Genomic DNA, 15,990 nt, shown 5'->3' with positions numbered 1-15,990 from the left:
ACATCCCCATCCCCGACAACATCCCCATCCCCGACAACATCCCCATCCCCGACAACATCCCCATCCCCGACAACATCACCATCCCCGACAACATCCCCATCCCCGACAACATCCCCATCCCCGACAACATCACCAACACCATCACCGACACCATCACCGACACCATCGCCGAAAACTTCGCCATCTCCAACAACTTCGCCATCTCCAACAACTTCGCCATCTCCAACAACTTCGCCATCTCCAACAACTTCGCCCGTAGCTTCCCCAATTAGCTATTCGGTGATTGTCTCCCAAGAAGCTACCCCCCCAGCAGTACCGACAATTTCGCCAATACCCACAGCATCTCCCACAACATCTCCCGAAAGTTCGCCCATACCAACACCCACAACATCTCCCACAGCATCTCCCGAAAGTTCGGTAACACCAACACCCGCAGCATCTCCCACGCCAACACCGACAGCATCTCCCACAGTATCTCCCAGTCCAACAGCATCTCCTTCTGTGCTTTCAACTCCTAGAAAAACATCGCGTATGGTAGTAATTGGCACATCTCAATTTGTGACTAACGGTTGGTTTGACCAACAACTCAATAGCGACGTGTTTCTCAACTCGGTCAGTTGGTTGAGTAAACCAGACCAGCAAAGCTTTTCTATCAGTCCGAAAAAAGCTACCAACCGCCGCATTAATATGACTGTCGTCCAAGTAGGATTGCTGGTTTTAGCTTGGCTAATTTGGCCTTTACTCGGACTCGGAATTGGCGGCACTATCTGGTGGAAGAGAAGATAATTTAGGCAACGGATTTTGAAACTGATTTAACGGATTTAAGGGATTTATTTGCCTCTTTATTGTTTTTCCACCCATTCCCAATTCCCAATTCCTAATTCCTAATTCCCCTAGGGTGCGTCAGGGGGGAAATTATTAGTTTGAGGTCAAAATATTCAGCCCTGACGCACCCTACAATCACTGCTAACTTTACCAATTACCAATTACCAATTACCAATGACCACCCTTCGACTTCGCTCTGGGTAAAATGACCAATGACCAGCCTTCGACTTCGCTCAGTCTAAAATGACCAATTACCACCCTTCGACTTCGCTCTGGGTAAAATGACCAATTACCAATGACCAATGACCAATTACCAATTACCAATTCCCCAACCTAAAATCTAAAATCTAAAATCTAAAATCTAAAATCTAACTGTGCCTAATTCCGAGTTATTATGAAATTGCAGAAAAATACATTCCTATTGATAGCCGTTGCGCTGACCATGGCGGGGTTGGTTTCTTTGTATGAGACGCAAGTGTCTCCGAAACAGGAAGCGGCTAAGGACGAAAAACATAAAATTTTTACTTTCAAGTCCGATCGCGTACAATTCTTTACAGTCAAAACTCCGGAAAATATCTTGACTTTTGAACGAGTTTATGCAAGGAAAGGAGGTAAGTCGAGCTGGGAAATGAAATTACCAGTGCAAGCACACGCGAGTCAGGCATCGGTGGATTTTTTGCTAGACAGGCTGGCAACAGGAAAGAGCGATCGCACAATTAATATTACTGCCGCTCAACTGCCAGAATTCGGTCTCGACCAACCCCAAGCTACAGTCACAGTCAAGCTGGACAACCAGGAAACTCACCGCCTAGTTTTAGGCAAAACAGACTTTAGCGGCCACTTCTTGTATGCTCAAGCCAATCCGGCGGAAGCGCTACCTCAAAATTCAGCGCAAACTTTGCCAGTGCTGCTAGTGCCTTTTGACTTGAAAAATGCCGTCCAGCGACCTTTGTCAGAGTGGAAAAAAGCTGAAGCACCCAAAACAGAAGAGAAACCGCAAACACCATCTCCCACAACATCTCCCACATCTTCTCCCGAGAGATCTGACGAGCCCTCTGTCACGCCAAGTCCTGAAAATCAATAGATGGATGGAAGTCGATCGAATTTGGTGCGGGACACAGGAGATTTGGTATTGTCTAGTAGCGCTCTGAGATAAAATCTAAGGAATAAATTCTCATACCAGTTCTCCAAAAAATGTCACGGCAAGCAAGCTCCAAACCCTTATGGAATAAATCATTCCCATCAAAAATCGCAAATCGCAAATCGAAAATTGTATAAAACCTCTCAATTCCAACATTCCTCGCCTAAAATACAGAAAAGTCTAAATTTAAACTGTATTCAAGTGGCGTGCATTACTCCCAGGAAAGGGCGAATATGTTTCAGACAGCACTCAACCAAGGTACGACAGCAACGGATACAGCGCTTGACGTTGAACTCCGCAAGGTCTTTAAGGTATTTAACGGCGAAACCGCAGTCCGCGGAGTTGACCTCAGCATTCGTCAAGGAGAATTTTTTAGCATTCTCGGGCCCAGCGGCTGCGGTAAAACAACCACGCTGCGTTTAATCGCTGGTTTCGAGACTCCCTCGGCGGGCGAATTGATGATTCGTGGCCAGTCGATGACGAATACTCCAGCTTACCGCCGTCCGGTAAATACTGTGTTTCAAAGCTACGCCCTGTTCGGACACATGAATGTCTGGGACAATATCGCTTTTGGATTGCGGATTAAAAAGCTGGAGAAATCGGAAGTAGAAGAACGGGTGCGGGAAGCTTTGCAATTGGTGAAAATGGAATCTTTCGCCAACAGGTTTCCGGGTCAAATGTCGGGTGGCCAACAGCAGCGGGTGGCTTTGGCGAGAGCTCTGGTAAATCGACCGGCGGTTCTGCTGCTGGACGAACCGCTGGGTGCTCTGGATTTGAAGTTGCGCAAGCAGATGCAGTTGGAATTGTCGAATTTGCATCAAGAATTGGGTTTGACTTTTGTGATGGTGACTCACGATCAAGAAGAGGCGATGAGTCTTTCTAACCGGATTGCGGTGATGCACGAGGGCAGAATTGAGCAAATTGGTTCGCCTGAAGAAATTTATGAGTGTCCCCAGACAGCTTTTGTGGCGGATTTTATTGGGGATACTAATTTGTTTTCTGGTACGGTGGAGTCGATCGACCGATCGACTATTACAGTTCGCACATCAGCAAATCAGAAAATAGTCGTTCAGCAGTCGGATATGTGGAATGGCGTCATCGGTGACTCTGTGGTGGTTAGCGTCCGGCCTGAAAAAGTATATCTGAATCTCTACCAGCCGGAATTGTCGGTTAACTGTTTTGAAGGGCGGCTCAAAAATATCATGTACATGGGCACCCACGTTCATTACGTGGTTGAGTTGGCGTCGGGCGATAAAATTACTGTGCGCCAACCAAATACGGGCGGCTCTTTCCCAGACCCGCACACGCCGATTTATGCTTACTGGGGAACTACTGATTGTCTCGCGTTGGGCGATCGAAAATAATTAGTCAGTTGTTAGTTGTTAGTTGTTAGTTGTTAGTTCCAATAACAGATAACCAATAACAGATAACCAATAACAGATTTATGCTTACTGGGGAACTACTGATTGTCTCGCGTTGGGCGATCGAAAATAATTAGTCAGTTGTTAGTTGTTAGTTGTTAGTTGTTAGTTGTTAGTTGTTAGTTGTTAGTTATTAGTTATTAGTTATTAGTTGTGAGTTGTCAGTTGTTAGTTCCAATAACTGATCACCAATAACAAATTACCAATAACAGCTCACCAATAACAGCTCACCAATAACAGCTCACCAATAACAGACAACAAATTACCAATCTTAGAATCTGTGCCTCCGACAAATCTACCAATTTCCAGGATTTTCCCGGCTAATTCCACACGCCGTCAGTTCCTAAAAAATTCGGCGGCGACAATTTCCGGGTTAGCCCTTTCCAGTTGCGGCTGGCGGCTTGCAGACGTACAATCTGCTCCTCCCGTTAAAGGTGCTGCCGACCAACTTTTCATCTATACTTGGGCAGGCTATACCGATAAAGCTTTGCTCGATCGCTTTGCTGAAAAAACAGGCATTCGCGTAGTCGCCGACGTATTTAGCTCCAACGAAGAGATGCTGGCTAGAGTTCAAGCTGGTGGCGGCCGCGCCTACAGCATAATTTACCCGTCTGACTACATGGTGGTTCAGATGACGGAACTGGGGCTGTTGACTCAATTAGACCACTCAATTTTGGGCGGACTCGATCGGCTAAAAAAACAGTTCCAAAACCCTGTCTATGACCCAGGAAACCGCTACAGCGTAGCTTTGGCTTGGGGAACCACAGGCCTAATTTACAACAGCGAACAACTCAAAGAATCTCCTGAAGATTGGAGCTATTTGTGGGAACACAAAAAAGAGTTAGCAAGGCGAATGACGCTGGCCAGTGATGTTCGAGAAGTCATGGGCGCTGCATTGCGGATGCTGGGCTATTCTCTGAATTCTACGAACCCAGAGCAAGTCAAAAAAGCTTACGAAAAGTTGGTAGAGTTAAAACCGTCGATCGCATCTTTTACGACAGACGCTTGGCGGCCGCAAATGCTGACGGGTGATTTGAAACTAGCCATGTGTTACTCTTCTGATGCCAATGAAGTAATTCCAGATAATGACAAATTGCGCTACGTTGTGCCAAGCAGCGGTTCTTCCCTATGGACTGACACTTTAGTAATTCCTAAAGGTGCTCCGAATCCCGAAGCAGCTTATAAATGGATTAACTTTATGTTGCAACCAGATGTTGCTGCTTCTTTAGTAGAGCGGTTGAGTTTTTCAACTCCTTCGGAAGATGCTTTTAGTTTATTGTCGCCGGAAGTTAGAGAAAATCCAATTCTTTTCCCCTCGGAAGCTATTTTGAAAAATTGCGAAGGTGTGGCTCCGGTAGGGAAATTCATCGACGTGTACGATCGCTATTGGACTAAATTAACCGCTGGTTAACCCTAACCTGTAGGAGCCAGAGCAAATTTGACCAACAATCTCTGACTCTCGCCCCCACAGTCGATCGCCCGCATCAATTTTTCCGACAATAAGTCGATCTGGTACATTTAGATTTACCGTTGGGTGGGGGCGGGTTTATACGAATTCGGGCTTTGAAATTAAAGATTTTGGTGAACCCGCCCCTACCGATCAAAAATCCAAACTATTATTTATGGCTGTTTCAACTAAAACTCCCCCTCCTATTCCTCCCAATTCTGCATCAAAGGCTGAAACCGTCCCCCCGTGGTCAAAGTGGACAGGGCCAGTAGCATTGCTCGGCCCTTCTGGCTTGTTTCTGGTTTTATTATTAGTAATACCAACTCTGGTGATTTTTCAGCTTAGTTTGGTACCGAATATTAAGCCTGGAGATTTGGTAAATCCTTCGGGAATCGCTAACTACCTGCGAGTGTTTGAGCCGCTGAATTTGCAGGTAATGGGTCGATCGCTCTTTTTCGCCACGGGAACGACTATTCTGTGTTTACTGTTGGGATTTCCCGTCGCTTACTGGATCGCGCTCAATGTCTCTCCCAAATGGCGGAATTTAACGTTGTTGGGCTTTGTGTTGCCGCTGTGGACTTCTTCACTTTTGCGATCGTACGCTTGGATTACAATTCTGCGTCCTACGGGCGTTCTCAACTCGCTCCTGGGACTTTTGGGCATACCTCCTCTAGAATTGTTAAATCAAAGTTCCGCCGTTCTAATCGGCATGGCTTACAGCTATTTGCCCTATATCGTAACCATTCTCTACGCTTCCTTGGAAAAGCTCGATCGCAGATTGCTAGAAGCGTCTCAGGATTTGGGCGCGAATCCGGTAGAAACTTTCTGGAAAGTGACTGTACCGCAGACGATGCCTGGGATTGCGGCGGGTTCTTTGCTAGTATTTATTAGCTGTTTGGGCGATTTTGTCGATCCAGAGTTGCTCGGTGGAGCTTCGAGCATGACAGCGGCTCGTTTGATTTACAATCAGTTTTTGGGAGCGACTCAAAATTGGGGGCTAGGATCGGCTCTGAGTATGGTATTAATTTTTGCAGTGAGTATCGGAATTGCACTTTTACTCAAATATGGCGATCGTAATGCAGTTTAGGAAAGAAGTCCTTAGTCATTAGTCCTCAGTCATTAGTTATTGATTGGTAGTTGCTAGTTAATGGTTATTGATATATATATTTCGCAAATCAACAATAACAAATAATAACTACAAACAATCAATTCTTAGATTCTTCGATTCCCAATTCCCAATTCCCAATGCCCGATGCCCGATGCCCAATGCCCGATGCCCGATGCCAGATTCCCCATTCCCCATTCCCCATTCCTGATTAACGAGATATGGAAAATACCGCCGACAATCCACAGGAGGAAATACAACCAGATATGTACTTAAAACCTAAATTTAAGATTTCTTGGCAGGCAATATTTACCGTTTTGATGTTTTTTTATATGTACCTGCCAATTTTGGTACTCACATTTTACAGCTTTAACAAATCGCGTTTCAGCGCCGGCTGGGAAGGATTTACTTTAGATTGGTACGTTAAATTATTTAGCGATACGCGGATTTTAATAGCCCTGAGAAACAGTTTAACAGTCGCTATTTGTGCAGTAGCCATCTCCGCTGTACTCGGCACTTTGATGGCAGTTGGTTTAGCCCGCTACCGCTTTCCCGGCAAAAGTTTATATCAAGGAGTTTCCTACTTGCCGATTATTATTCCAGATATTGCCAGCGCAGTTGCTACTCTGGTATTTTTAGCAGCGCTAGCTATTCCTCTGAGTTTGTGGACAATTGTCGCCGCTCACGTTGTGTTTTGTCTGGCTTACATCGCTCTAGCTGTTTCTACTAGATTGGCAGATTTAAACCCTTATTTAGAAGAAGCTGCCTTGGATTTGGGTGCAACACCTGTTGAAGCTTTTATTCAGGTTTTGCTACCTCAATTAATACCTGGAATTGTTTCGGGTTGTCTGCTATCTTTTGTCCTCAGTATGGACGATTTTTTGATTGCGAGTTTTACCGCCGGAAGCGGGACTACAACTCTACCGATGGAAATTTTTAGCCGGATTCGGACTGGGGTGAAACCTGATATTAATGCTCTCAGTGTGCTGTTGATAGTCGGTTCGGGAGGATTGGCGTTTTTAGCGGAATATTTGCGCGGTAGGGGCGATCAAAAACGGGCTCAGTAGTCATTAGTTGTAGGGTGCGTCGCCACTGAAAATCTCTCACTCAATATCGACAATCGATGAGCGACGCACCTGATAGCATTTAGAAAATATCTGGGTTAATCGGCGTTAAGGAGCGATTTCCCTATAAGTCTTCGGGTGCGTCGCCACAGAAAATTTCTAACTCAATATAGACAATCGATGAGCGACGCACCTGATAGCATTGAGAAAATATCTGGGTTAATCCGCATTAAGGAGCGATTTCCCTATAAGTCTTCGGGTGCGTCGCCACGGAAAATTTCTAACTCAATATCGACAATCGATGAGCGACGCACCTGATATCATTGAGAAAATATCTGGGTTAATCCGCGTTATAGCATTGAAAAAATATCTGGGTTAATCCGCGTTAAGGAGCGATTTCCCTATAAGTCTTCGGGTGCGTCGCCACAGAAAATTTCTAACTCAATATCGACAATCGATGAGCGACGCACCTGATAGCATTGAGAAAATATCTGCTTTAATCCGCGTTAAGGAGCGGTTTTCCTAGAATTTTTAAAGGTTCGCAACACGGATTAAAGACGCGAGCAACGAGGTTACTCAGGGCGGCGCTAACTAACCGTAAGGTGCGTCAGGAGGAAAATTATTAATCTGCGATGTCACCTTCAGATCTGACGCACGCTACAATAGCTAACTAAATTTCCGCTCGGGAAGGTGGTAATTTCACCTTACTAGCCAAACCTACTGCTTCTAATGCTTGAATTGTCATCCAAGTAAAGTCAATTTCCCACCATTTCATGCCGTGACGGGCAGAGTATTGATAAGCGTGGTGGTTGTTGTGCCACCCTTCGCCGTAAGTCAAAACCGCAACCCACCAACAGTTAGTAGAACTATCTTCGGTTTCGTAAGTGCGGTAGCCAAATTTGTGAGTTGCACTGTTCACAAACCAAGTGCAGTGATATACCAAAACTAAGCGGGCAAAAATTACCCAAACTACAAATGACCAGCCTGCTGCTAAGTAAAGCAACACGCCAAAGAGGATTTGCATCGGGAGAAAGTATTTTTGCAAAAATTGGTAAAATGGATCGCTGGCAATGTCTTTGGTGCAGCGGGAAATTTCAGCATGAGCTGGGCCTTTATACAGCATCCAGCCGAGGTGACTCCACCAAAAACCGTTCTGGGCGTTGTGAGGGTCGATCGCATTTTGGTCTGAGTGGGTGTGGTGCAAACGGTGCAGCCCAACCCAATCAATTATTCCTCCTTGACAAGCCAGGGCTCCGCAAAATGCTAGAAAGTATTCTACGAATTTTGGTGCCTGAAAACTGCGGTGGGTGAGCATCCGATGCCATCCGAGAGTTATTCCCAAACCGCCGGTGATCCAGTGCATGAATACTGTTAAACCAACTGCTGTCCAATTGAAGTTGCTGGGAAGCAAGGCGAACAAAGCGCCGATGTGAAGTCCTGCTAAACTAATAACGTGCTTCCAATTGTATTGGAGTTTGTCTTGTGTTGCTATTGTCATTCTTTTTTTGATTTTTGATGAGATGCAGACTGGAATTCATGCAGAAGAGTTTGGATTGAGTCGTGAACTGTTTTGCTGTACACTTGCCCAAACTGATAAAGAATGAATGATAGATTTTGGATGAGGATTGAAAAAGATTTACGATTTAATTGTGAAATTAAAAATTTTGGCTGCGAAACAAAATTTTTTGTTTCCGAATCTATTATAACTGATTATGGTGTTGGTTGGGTCGATCGCACAAGATGATTCAATCTCAGTTCAACCCAACCTTAACGCGATCGAAAAAACACGATTAGACATTGGTCACGAGCCAGTAGTCCAGAACTGATGACCGACAACCAATGACTAATTGCCGATCGGGCTATTTTTCTGCTAATTTCACTTTGGTTGCCAAACCCAGCCCTTGCAGCAGTTGAATTGTCATCCAGGTGAAGTCGATTTCCCACCATTGGAGACCGTGGCGAGCGGAGTATTGGAAAGCGTGGTGGTTGTTGTGCCAGCCTTCGCCGTAGGTGAGCAAAGCCACCCACCAGCAGTTAGTCGATCCATCGCCCGACTCGTAGGTGCGGTAACCGAATTTGTGGGTAGCGCTGTTAACCAGCCAAGTGCAGTGGAACACCACTACAATCCGCATAAATACGCCCCAAACCACGAAAGACCAGCCGCCTAATAAATAAAGCAACACACCGAAGACAATTTGGATGGGTATAAAATATGCTTGGAGAAACTTGTATACTGGGTCGTCGCCGATGTCTTTCGTAAAGCGGGGGATTTCAACTCGGATCGGCAGATCCGACAGCATCCAGCCCATGTGGCTCCACCAGAAGCCTTGATTGGAATCGTGGGGATCTGTTTCCGTGTCGGAATGGATGTGGTGTAACCGGTGCATTCCTACCCAGTCGATCGGGCCGCCTTCACAGGACAGGGTGCCGCAAATCACTAGGAAGTATTCGAGCCATTTCGGTGTTTGAAAACTGCGGTGGGTGACGAGACGGTGAAATCCGAGGGTTATTCCTAAACCACCTGTTACCCAATGCAGGAATACTGCTAGCCCGATCGCAGACCAGCTAAAATTACCCGGCAGCAAAGCAAATAAAGCGCCGGTGTGCAGAAAAGCCATAAAGCCTATGACAGGCCAATCAGGAGAAGTTTTTTTGGAAGTTGCAATCGTCATGAATATCTTATGTTTACAAACTAGGGGCCGTATCTACGCCATAATGAACAGCGCGCACGCAAGTGGTGAGCGAGGTATAGATGAATAGCGTTTCACGGCTACAGGAAGCAGAACAGGCACTCTTTCAGATTTTTTCTGGTATTGACGCGACAGTCAAGCAAAATCTTCAAAGAGTATTAAAAGCTTTTCGCAGCCACCGGGTTGGAGTCCACCATTTTGCAGGGGTTACGGGTTACGGCCACGATGATTTAGGTCGGGAAACTTTGGACGGGGTGTTTGCCGAAGTGGTAGGGGCCGAGGCCGCGGCGGTGCGGGTACAGTTTGTTTCGGGTACTCACGCGATCGCCTGTGCTCTGTTTGGCATCCTACGTCCTGGTGACGAAATGTTGGCAGTGGCTGGTTCTCCCTACGATACTTTAGAAGAAGTGATCGGCTTGCGGGGGCAAGGTCAAGGTTCACTGATGGAGTTTGGCATCCTTTACCGTGAGTTGCCTCTAACTAACGCAGGTAGTCTGGATTGGCAGGCATTGAGCTGTGCTATTTCAGCAAAAACTCGCCTGGTTTTGATCCAGCGCTCTTGCGGTTATTCTTGGCGATCGAGTCTGTCTATTTCTGAGATTAAAAAAATCGTCGATCTAGTCAAACATCAGAATCCTAACACAATTTGCTTTGTTGATAATTGTTACGGCGAGTTTGTTGATGATTGCGAACCTACTGCTGTGGGTGCAGATCTGATGGCTGGTTCTTTGATCAAAAATCCGGGGGGTACGATCGTCCCTGCGGGTGGTTACGTGGCCGGCCGGGCCGATCTGGTGTCGCAGGCAACTTGTCGCTTGACGGCGCCGGGAATCGGCAGCAGCGGGGGCGCGACTTTTGATTTAAACCGCTTGCTGTTTCAGGGTTTGTTTTTGGCGCCCGGGTTTGTGGGCGAGGCGATGAAGGGCAATCATTTGACGGCTTATGTTTTTTATAAGTTGGGTTATCGGGTGAATCCGATTCCTTTGGCGAGGCGCAGGGATGTAATTCAGGCGATCGAATTTGGTTCGGCTGATAAGTTAATTGCTTTTTGTCGCGCGGTGCAGCAAAATTCCCCGGTGGGTTCGTATTTAGACCCCGTACCCGCACCGATGCCGGGGTACGAGAGTAAGTTGGTGATGGCGGGAGGTACTTTTATTGATGGGAGTACCTCGGAGTTTTCCGCAGATGGGCCTCTGAGAGAACCCTATGTGGCTTTTTGTCAAGGGGGTACTCATTGGACTCATGTGTCGATCGCCCTTGAGGCTGCGATCGAGGCTGTAGGCCCGGCTAAGTGAATATGCGATTAAGGTCGATCGGCTAAATTAGTCACTAATCGCCCGTCTTCCATGTAGATAATGCGATCGGCAATATCGAGAATGCGGTTGTCGTGCGTCACCAGCAAAATCGTGCAGCCTTGTTCCTTTGCTAGTGTCTGCATAATCTCCACCACATCTCGCCCGGATTGTTTGTCTAAAGCAGCGGTTGGTTCATCCGCTAACACTATTTTAGGACGGCTGACTAACGCCCGGGCGATCGCCACCCTTTGTTTTTGTCCTCCCGACAGATTTTCTGGGTAATAATTCACGCGATCGGCCAAACCCACAGCTTCCAACATAGATATTGACAAAGCATCCATATTCTGATTTAGCATTTCCTTGTGTAGTTCCAAAGACATCCGCACATTTTGCTTAGCCGTCAAAAACGTCATCAAGTTATGCGCTTGAAAAATATAACCAATTTGCTTTCTCAACTTAGTTAACTGATTCTTACTAGCGCCACGTATTTCTTCCCCCAGAATATTGAGGCTGCCTTCTTGGGCAGAACGCAAGCCGCCTAACATCGTCAATAAAGTTGTTTTTCCCGAACCCGAGGGCCCCGTCATAATTACTATTTCCCCAGAATTGATATCCAGATTAATGTCAAATAAAGCTTGTTTTTTGAGGGAACCTTGACCGAAGTAATGGTTGAGGTTTTTGACTGAGATTACAGGTTGATTTGTGATGGGTTGGTTGAACTTGGTGGTAGATTTTAGGGTTTTCATGGTGATTGTTTGTTTTTTTCGATAAGTCACGGGCAAGATGCCCGTGCCACAATTAATGCAGGTATTTTTACATATTTTATATTTAAATTATCTATCAAACATTGATTAAATTCTTGTGGGATGGGCATCTTGCCCGTCCCGAATATGCAATTTAAATGCCCAACAGCTTATGCGGTTCTAGAAAATGTCTGCTGGATCTGCCGATCGCAATTTCCGCAGAGCAAGCGCCCCAGAACCCGTACACATCACAATCGTCAAACCCAATACAGTAGTCGCTCGATTTGCCGTCATCGAAATTGGCAGCAATGTAGCAGATTGCGCCAAAGAATATAGCCCGTTAGCCAAAACAATCCCCGGCATAAAGCCCAAAACAGCTAATAGCAATGCTTCCTGCACTAAAACTCCGACTAAATAGCGATCGCTATATCCCATTGCTTTTAAAGTCGCGTACTCAGCCAAGTGATCCGAAACATCAGAATAAAGAATTTGGTAAACAATAATCAGACCAACAACAAACCCGATAATTGTACCGAATCCAAAAATAAAGCCGATCGGAGTAGCATTTCCCCAATAAGCTTTTTCAATTTCCGCAAATTCTGCTAATGTCAGAACCTTGACATCATCAGGCAAAATAGACTTGAGCATTGACTGAACCTTCAGGAGATCTGCCCCAGGCTTCAACTGAATTAAACCCACATCAATTTGATCTGGCTTGCGTTCGGGAAACAAGTTCATGAAGGTAGAATCGCTAGCAATGACATTGCCGTCCGCTACGAAGGAAGTACCGAGAGTAAATATTCCACCAACTCGAATATTGCGTTTATTTAGTTCAGTATCCAGGCTAGATTGTGTGTTAAAAATATTCGCAATCTCCCCGTATTCAGGCCGAGAAGCTTGGTCAAATAACACATGATTGAACATTTGAATTTGAGGTAAATTCTGATTGACATCTGGCAAATTAAATGTTATGCTTCCAGGGTCTATGCCAAAAATTAAAATAGCTCGCGTAGTACGGTTGGTAGGATTTCGCCACTGTCCCATCCCAATATATAGTGAAGTTACAGACTTAACTCCTGCAACTCCTTGTGCTTGGTAAAGGCGTTCTCTATTGAACTGTTTTACCGCTGCGAAAGTTTCAAATTGAGGATTGATTAACACTAAATCTGTCTGTAAACTTTCATGCGGCTTAACTGCCGAGTCAAAGAGTGCATCTTGAAATCCTAATTGCACAAAAATCAAAATGTCTGCAAAGGCAATTCCGGCAATAGCAACAGCAAGACGAGTTTTTTCTCTGGTAACTTGCAACCAAGCAAGGGGTGTTTTGCGAAACATAAATTTAGGGAATGGGGAATGGGGAATTGGGAATGGGGCATGGGGCATCGGGCATCGGGAATTGGGCTCATCCGGTGGGGAGAAACCGGGTTTTTTGCGAAGATATTGCATCGCAGCCTTTAATTTCGGTAAAAACCCGGTTTCTTTGTGGGTGAGTGCCTAAGTCCGATCGGCATTACTCAGCGCTTGAATATCAGATTGCATAATTAATTTAATATTGCGTGAAATTTTATCAATTTCCCAATCCCACCAGCGAATTTCTAACAGTTGTACAACTTCGGAGTCGCTGAAACGCTGATTGATGGAACCTGCGGGATTTCCCCCGACAACGGTGTAAGCTGGAACATCTTTTACGACAACAGATTTAGCAGCGATAATCGCACCGTCGCCGATTTTAACTCCCGGCATAATCACCGATTCGTAACCTATCCAAACATCATTACCGATGACAGTATCGCCTTTACTTGGCAGTTCGATTAATAAATTCATCGCAGTTTCCCAGCCATTGCCAAAGACAGGAAATGGATAGGTAGAAATCCCGTCGAGTTTGTGGTTGGCACCGTTCATAATAAATTTGACGTTGGTGGCGATCGCACAAAATTTACCAATAATTAATTTCTCCTTCCCATAATTGTAAAGTACGTTTTTCTCGAAGTTTTCCGGATCGCTCGGATCGTCATAGTAAGAGTAATCACCGACAATAATATTAGGTGATTTCACAAAGTTTTTGATAAAGCAAACCCGGCGCTGATTTGCCATCGGATAAGGTAGGTTTGGAGCTGGCCCAAATTCTCCCATGTTTCTCAATCTCCCTACTTTTGAATTGCCACTTGTACCTGCAAATTGGTCAATCCTGCAACTTGTTTGCTAGCCTCAGCATTCAGGTGAATTTTTACTTCGACAACTCGGCTGTCCAAGTTTTCTCCTGGCTGGTTGCTAAACACGTTTTGCTTGCTGACTTTCAACCCAATTTCTTTCACTGTCCCCGGCAATGCCCCTGCAAATGCTTGGCTGGTAACTGTTGCTTTTTGCCCAACCTTAATTTTGTTGATGTCCGTTTGATAAACTTCGGCGACGACTACCATTTGCTGGGTTTCTCCCACGTCTGCAATGCCATCATCGCTGATTTTTTCTCCGGGGCGAGTGTGAATTTTAATGATTTTTCCGGGGTTGGGAGTGCGGATGTAAGCTTGATTTAATTCGGTTTGGGCGCGATTGACTTGGGCAATCGCGCTGTTGATTTCGGTTTGCGCTGCTTGGATATCTACTGGGCGTACTTCGCCTATTTTGTCGAGAGTTGCTTGGGCTTCTTTCAGTTCTTCGCGACCACTGTTTTTGATGCGATTAAGTGTTGCTTCAGCTTCTGCTAACTGCTGGATTGCTGTACTATTTATTCTAGCAAGATTGGCTTCTGCTTCGTTGACTTGTTGGATTCCTGTACTGTTAATTCGGGTGAGATTTGCTTCGCCTTCTTTAAGCTGCTGTTTTGCCGTACTGTTGATGCGGCTGAGATTTGCTTCGGCTTCTTTAACTTGCTGGCGACTTGTTTCTAATGCCAGCCGTTTGCTGTCCATTACCGATTGAGAAATAGCGCCTTCGGCAACAAGTTCTTTGTGCCGCAGGTATTCGGTTTCGGCATTATTTGAGTCGGCTTTTAATTTGTCAATTGCGGCTGTTTGTGCTGTTTTTTCTCCTTGCCACTGTGCGGTTATTCTGCTGATTGTTGCTGTTTGTGCTTTCCTTTCGCCTTGCCATTGTGCGGTTATTCTCCTGATAGTTGCTTGCTGTGCGGTTTTTTCTCCTTGCCATTGCGCTTGCAGCCGATCGACTGTTGCTTGTTGCGCCTCCTGGTTTCCTTGCAATTGGGCTTCTAATTTGCCAATTGTGGCAGATTGTGCTGCAAGTTCTCCCGACTTGGCGCCCGCTTTTACCTTGGCTAAACTGGCTTCAGCAACTTTGACTTTTTCTTTGGCTTCCTCTAAAGCAGATTTTAGCCGATCGCCCGCATCCAAAATTGCGATCGATTGCCCCGCTTTCACGCGATCGCCCTCCTTGACTAACAACTTCGCCACGCGATCGCCATCCAACGCCTGCGACACCCCCAAGCGAATCACTTCCCCCATCGGTTCCAATCTTCCCAATGCCGTAATTTTCCTGGGCGGCGGCGTTTCTACGGGTAAAGGTTCAGCATTTTTAGCTAACGATCCATACTGAGAAATGCCGTAAAAAGTTGTAGCGACGCTAATAGCAGCGCCAGCAATTACTAATCCCGTTACCAATGGATTTTTAGGCTTGATGAAAAATTGAAAATTCATATTCCTCCTATATTTGCAGTGATTTTTTTTCTAAATAAGCCAGCAGCATTTCTTTTAATAAATTCGCTTGTTCCGCAAAAGATATCCTTTCGCCTTGATAAAACCTTCTTACCAGCAAGCCGTCAACAGAGTTGATAATAAATATAGCAATTGCCGGATCGGAAACACCCAAGTAGCAACACACTGCCTCTTCGTAACGCTTTCCTGCTTGCTGAAGGGCCTGGTTGTGGTCAATCTCTTGGCGAGTTTTGTGCTGACAAAAATCAAATGTTATTAACAAATTTTTAATAATATAATCTTCATTCTTTGCCAAATAATTCATCATTTCTTGAATCCTTTCTCCTAGGGTGGACGGATTTCCCAATTGTGCTAGTTCTTCTTCTTTTGTATCTTCATAGCTTAAGTATTCAATTAACTGCTCGAATAAGCTTTCTTTGCTAGCAAAATAGTGGTAAAGCGTGCCTGTAGAAACTCCAATTCCTGATGCAATTTCTCGCATTGTGACTGAGGAATAGCCTTTTTCGGCAAAAAGCTCAAAACTTTTGTTCAGCAGTTCTTTGCGGTACAATTCGCGGTCAACTATCTTTGGCATAGGTCGATCGATCTTCT

17 protein-coding genes are annotated in these 15,990 nt (G+C 45.5%); 9 read left to right on the top strand and 8 right to left on the bottom strand.

What is annotated here, in order from left to right; all coding sequences use genetic code 11:
* The coding region (locus QUB64_RS25515) for a hypothetical protein (protein WP_333276239.1) at positions 1–272 on the top strand (272 nt) is incomplete at its 5' end.
* Here QUB64_RS25515 and QUB64_RS25510 read toward each other — a convergent pair.
* Positions 273–548 carry a hypothetical protein gene (locus QUB64_RS25510; RefSeq protein WP_333276237.1) on the bottom strand — a complete coding sequence of 92 codons (276 nt, stop codon included), beginning with the start codon at positions 546–548 and terminating at the stop codon, positions 273–275.
* On the opposite strand from QUB64_RS25510, the gene QUB64_RS25505 reads away from it, so the two are divergent.
* From QUB64_RS25505 to QUB64_RS25480, 6 genes are all read left to right on the top strand, one after another.
* Positions 532–786, top strand: coding sequence for a hypothetical protein (locus tag QUB64_RS25505; protein ID WP_333276234.1), 255 nt, complete (start codon positions 532–534; stop codon positions 784–786). The two genes, QUB64_RS25510 and QUB64_RS25505, sit on opposite strands and share 17 nt — an antisense overlap.
* A 433-nt stretch (positions 787–1,219) precedes the next feature.
* Positions 1,220–1,909: a DUF4340 domain-containing protein gene (locus QUB64_RS25500; protein WP_333276232.1), complete on the top strand. Its 690-nt coding sequence runs from the start codon at positions 1,220–1,222 to the stop codon at positions 1,907–1,909.
* Between the two features lie 290 nt (positions 1,910–2,199).
* Entirely contained in the window at positions 2,200–3,330 is a 1,131-nt protein-coding gene (locus QUB64_RS25495; RefSeq protein WP_333276230.1) for an ABC transporter ATP-binding protein, read from the top strand.
* A gap of 337 nt (positions 3,331–3,667) precedes the next feature.
* The gene (locus QUB64_RS25490; RefSeq protein WP_333276228.1) at positions 3,668–4,798 is read left to right on the top strand and encodes an ABC transporter substrate-binding protein; all 1,131 of its coding nucleotides are present in this window, start codon (positions 3,668–3,670) and stop codon (positions 4,796–4,798) included.
* Between the two features lie 211 nt (positions 4,799–5,009).
* Positions 5,010–5,921, top strand: a complete 912-nt coding sequence (locus QUB64_RS25485; protein WP_333276226.1) for an ABC transporter permease — start codon at positions 5,010–5,012, stop codon at positions 5,919–5,921.
* Positions 5,922–6,160: 239 nt separating this feature from the next.
* Positions 6,161–7,006, top strand: coding sequence for an ABC transporter permease (locus QUB64_RS25480; RefSeq protein ID WP_333276224.1), 846 nt, complete (start codon positions 6,161–6,163; stop codon positions 7,004–7,006).
* Positions 7,007–7,673: 667 nt separating this feature from the next.
* Here the strand turns inward: QUB64_RS25480 and QUB64_RS25475 are convergent.
* Both QUB64_RS25475 and QUB64_RS25470 read right to left on the bottom strand, forming a co-directional pair.
* The gene (locus QUB64_RS25475) at positions 7,674–8,501 is read right to left on the bottom strand and encodes an acyl-CoA desaturase (RefSeq protein ID WP_333276222.1); all 828 of its coding nucleotides are present in this window, start codon (positions 8,499–8,501) and stop codon (positions 7,674–7,676) included.
* Between the two features lie 361 nt (positions 8,502–8,862).
* On the bottom strand, positions 8,863–9,675 hold the full coding sequence (locus QUB64_RS25470; RefSeq protein ID WP_333276220.1) for an acyl-CoA desaturase: 813 nt from the start codon (positions 9,673–9,675) through the stop codon (positions 8,863–8,865).
* 80 nt (positions 9,676–9,755) lie between these two features.
* Between QUB64_RS25470 and QUB64_RS25465 the strand changes: the two genes are divergently transcribed.
* Positions 9,756–10,988: a methionine gamma-lyase family protein gene (locus QUB64_RS25465; protein ID WP_333276218.1), complete on the top strand. Its 1,233-nt coding sequence runs from the start codon at positions 9,756–9,758 to the stop codon at positions 10,986–10,988.
* 8 nt (positions 10,989–10,996) lie between these two features.
* Here the strand turns inward: QUB64_RS25465 and QUB64_RS25460 are convergent, their stop codons facing one another.
* Positions 10,997–11,734: a DevA family ABC transporter ATP-binding protein gene (locus QUB64_RS25460; protein WP_333276216.1), complete on the bottom strand. Its 738-nt coding sequence runs from the start codon at positions 11,732–11,734 to the stop codon at positions 10,997–10,999.
* 177 nt (positions 11,735–11,911) lie between these two features.
* Positions 11,912–13,066, bottom strand: a complete 1,155-nt coding sequence (gene devC / locus QUB64_RS25455) for an ABC transporter permease DevC (protein WP_333276214.1) — start codon at positions 13,064–13,066, stop codon at positions 11,912–11,914.
* On the opposite strand from devC, the gene QUB64_RS25450 reads away from it, so the two are divergent.
* Positions 13,056–13,229: a hypothetical protein gene (locus QUB64_RS25450; protein WP_333276211.1), complete on the top strand. Its 174-nt coding sequence runs from the start codon at positions 13,056–13,058 to the stop codon at positions 13,227–13,229. The genes devC and QUB64_RS25450 overlap by 11 nt on opposite strands.
* Here QUB64_RS25450 and QUB64_RS25445 read toward each other — a convergent pair.
* Genes QUB64_RS25445 through QUB64_RS25435 form a run of 3 tightly spaced genes read right to left on the bottom strand, consistent with a single transcriptional unit; the run spans position 13,226 to position 15,973 of the window.
* Positions 13,226–13,864: a Vat family streptogramin A O-acetyltransferase gene (locus QUB64_RS25445; protein WP_333276209.1), complete on the bottom strand. Its 639-nt coding sequence runs from the start codon at positions 13,862–13,864 to the stop codon at positions 13,226–13,228. The genes QUB64_RS25450 and QUB64_RS25445 overlap by 4 nt on opposite strands.
* 14 nt (positions 13,865–13,878) lie before the next feature.
* Positions 13,879–15,381 (bottom strand): efflux RND transporter periplasmic adaptor subunit, encoded by a 1,503-nt coding sequence (locus QUB64_RS25440; protein ID WP_333276207.1) that lies wholly within the window; start codon positions 15,379–15,381, stop codon positions 13,879–13,881.
* 7 nt (positions 15,382–15,388) lie between these two features.
* Positions 15,389–15,973 carry a TetR/AcrR family transcriptional regulator gene (locus tag QUB64_RS25435; RefSeq protein WP_333276205.1) on the bottom strand — a complete coding sequence of 195 codons (585 nt, stop codon included), beginning with the start codon at positions 15,971–15,973 and terminating at the stop codon, positions 15,389–15,391.
* Positions 15,974–15,990: the final 17 nt, after the last annotated feature.

The sequence above is a fragment of the Microcoleus sp. Aus8_D2 genome (assembly GCF_036702665.1).
Taxonomy (GTDB): Bacteria; Cyanobacteriota; Cyanobacteriia; order Cyanobacteriales; family Microcoleaceae; genus Microcoleus.
The sequence above is the reverse complement of the archived record's forward strand: the minus strand, read 5'-3'. Positions and strand labels throughout refer to the sequence as shown.

Bases quoted from the DNA above. Each gene is read 5' to 3' on its own strand.
- QUB64_RS25505 (WP_333276234.1), top strand. From the start codon at position 532: ATGGTAGTAATTGGCACATCTCAATTTGTGACTAACGGTTGGTTTGAC.
- QUB64_RS25500 (WP_333276232.1), top strand. From the start codon at position 1,220: ATGAAATTGCAGAAAAATACATTCCTATTGATAGCCGTTGCGCTGACC.
- QUB64_RS25495 (WP_333276230.1), top strand. From the start codon at position 2,200: ATGTTTCAGACAGCACTCAACCAAGGTACGACAGCAACGGATACAGCG.
- QUB64_RS25485 (WP_333276226.1), top strand. From the start codon at position 5,010: ATGGCTGTTTCAACTAAAACTCCCCCTCCTATTCCTCCCAATTCTGCA.
- QUB64_RS25480 (WP_333276224.1), top strand. From the start codon at position 6,161: ATGGAAAATACCGCCGACAATCCACAGGAGGAAATACAACCAGATATG.
- QUB64_RS25475 (WP_333276222.1), bottom strand. From the start codon at position 8,501: ATGACAATAGCAACACAAGACAAACTCCAATACAATTGGAAGCACGTT.
- QUB64_RS25470 (WP_333276220.1), bottom strand. From the start codon at position 9,675: ATGACGATTGCAACTTCCAAAAAAACTTCTCCTGATTGGCCTGTCATA.
- QUB64_RS25465 (WP_333276218.1), top strand. From the start codon at position 9,756: ATGAATAGCGTTTCACGGCTACAGGAAGCAGAACAGGCACTCTTTCAG.
- QUB64_RS25460 (WP_333276216.1), bottom strand. From the start codon at position 11,734: ATGAAAACCCTAAAATCTACCACCAAGTTCAACCAACCCATCACAAAT.
- devC (WP_333276214.1), bottom strand. From the start codon at position 13,066: ATGTTTCGCAAAACACCCCTTGCTTGGTTGCAAGTTACCAGAGAAAAA.
- QUB64_RS25445 (WP_333276209.1), bottom strand. From the start codon at position 13,864: ATGGGAGAATTTGGGCCAGCTCCAAACCTACCTTATCCGATGGCAAAT.
- QUB64_RS25440 (WP_333276207.1), bottom strand. From the start codon at position 15,381: ATGAATTTTCAATTTTTCATCAAGCCTAAAAATCCATTGGTAACGGGA.
- QUB64_RS25435 (WP_333276205.1), bottom strand. From the start codon at position 15,973: ATGCCAAAGATAGTTGACCGCGAATTGTACCGCAAAGAACTGCTGAAC.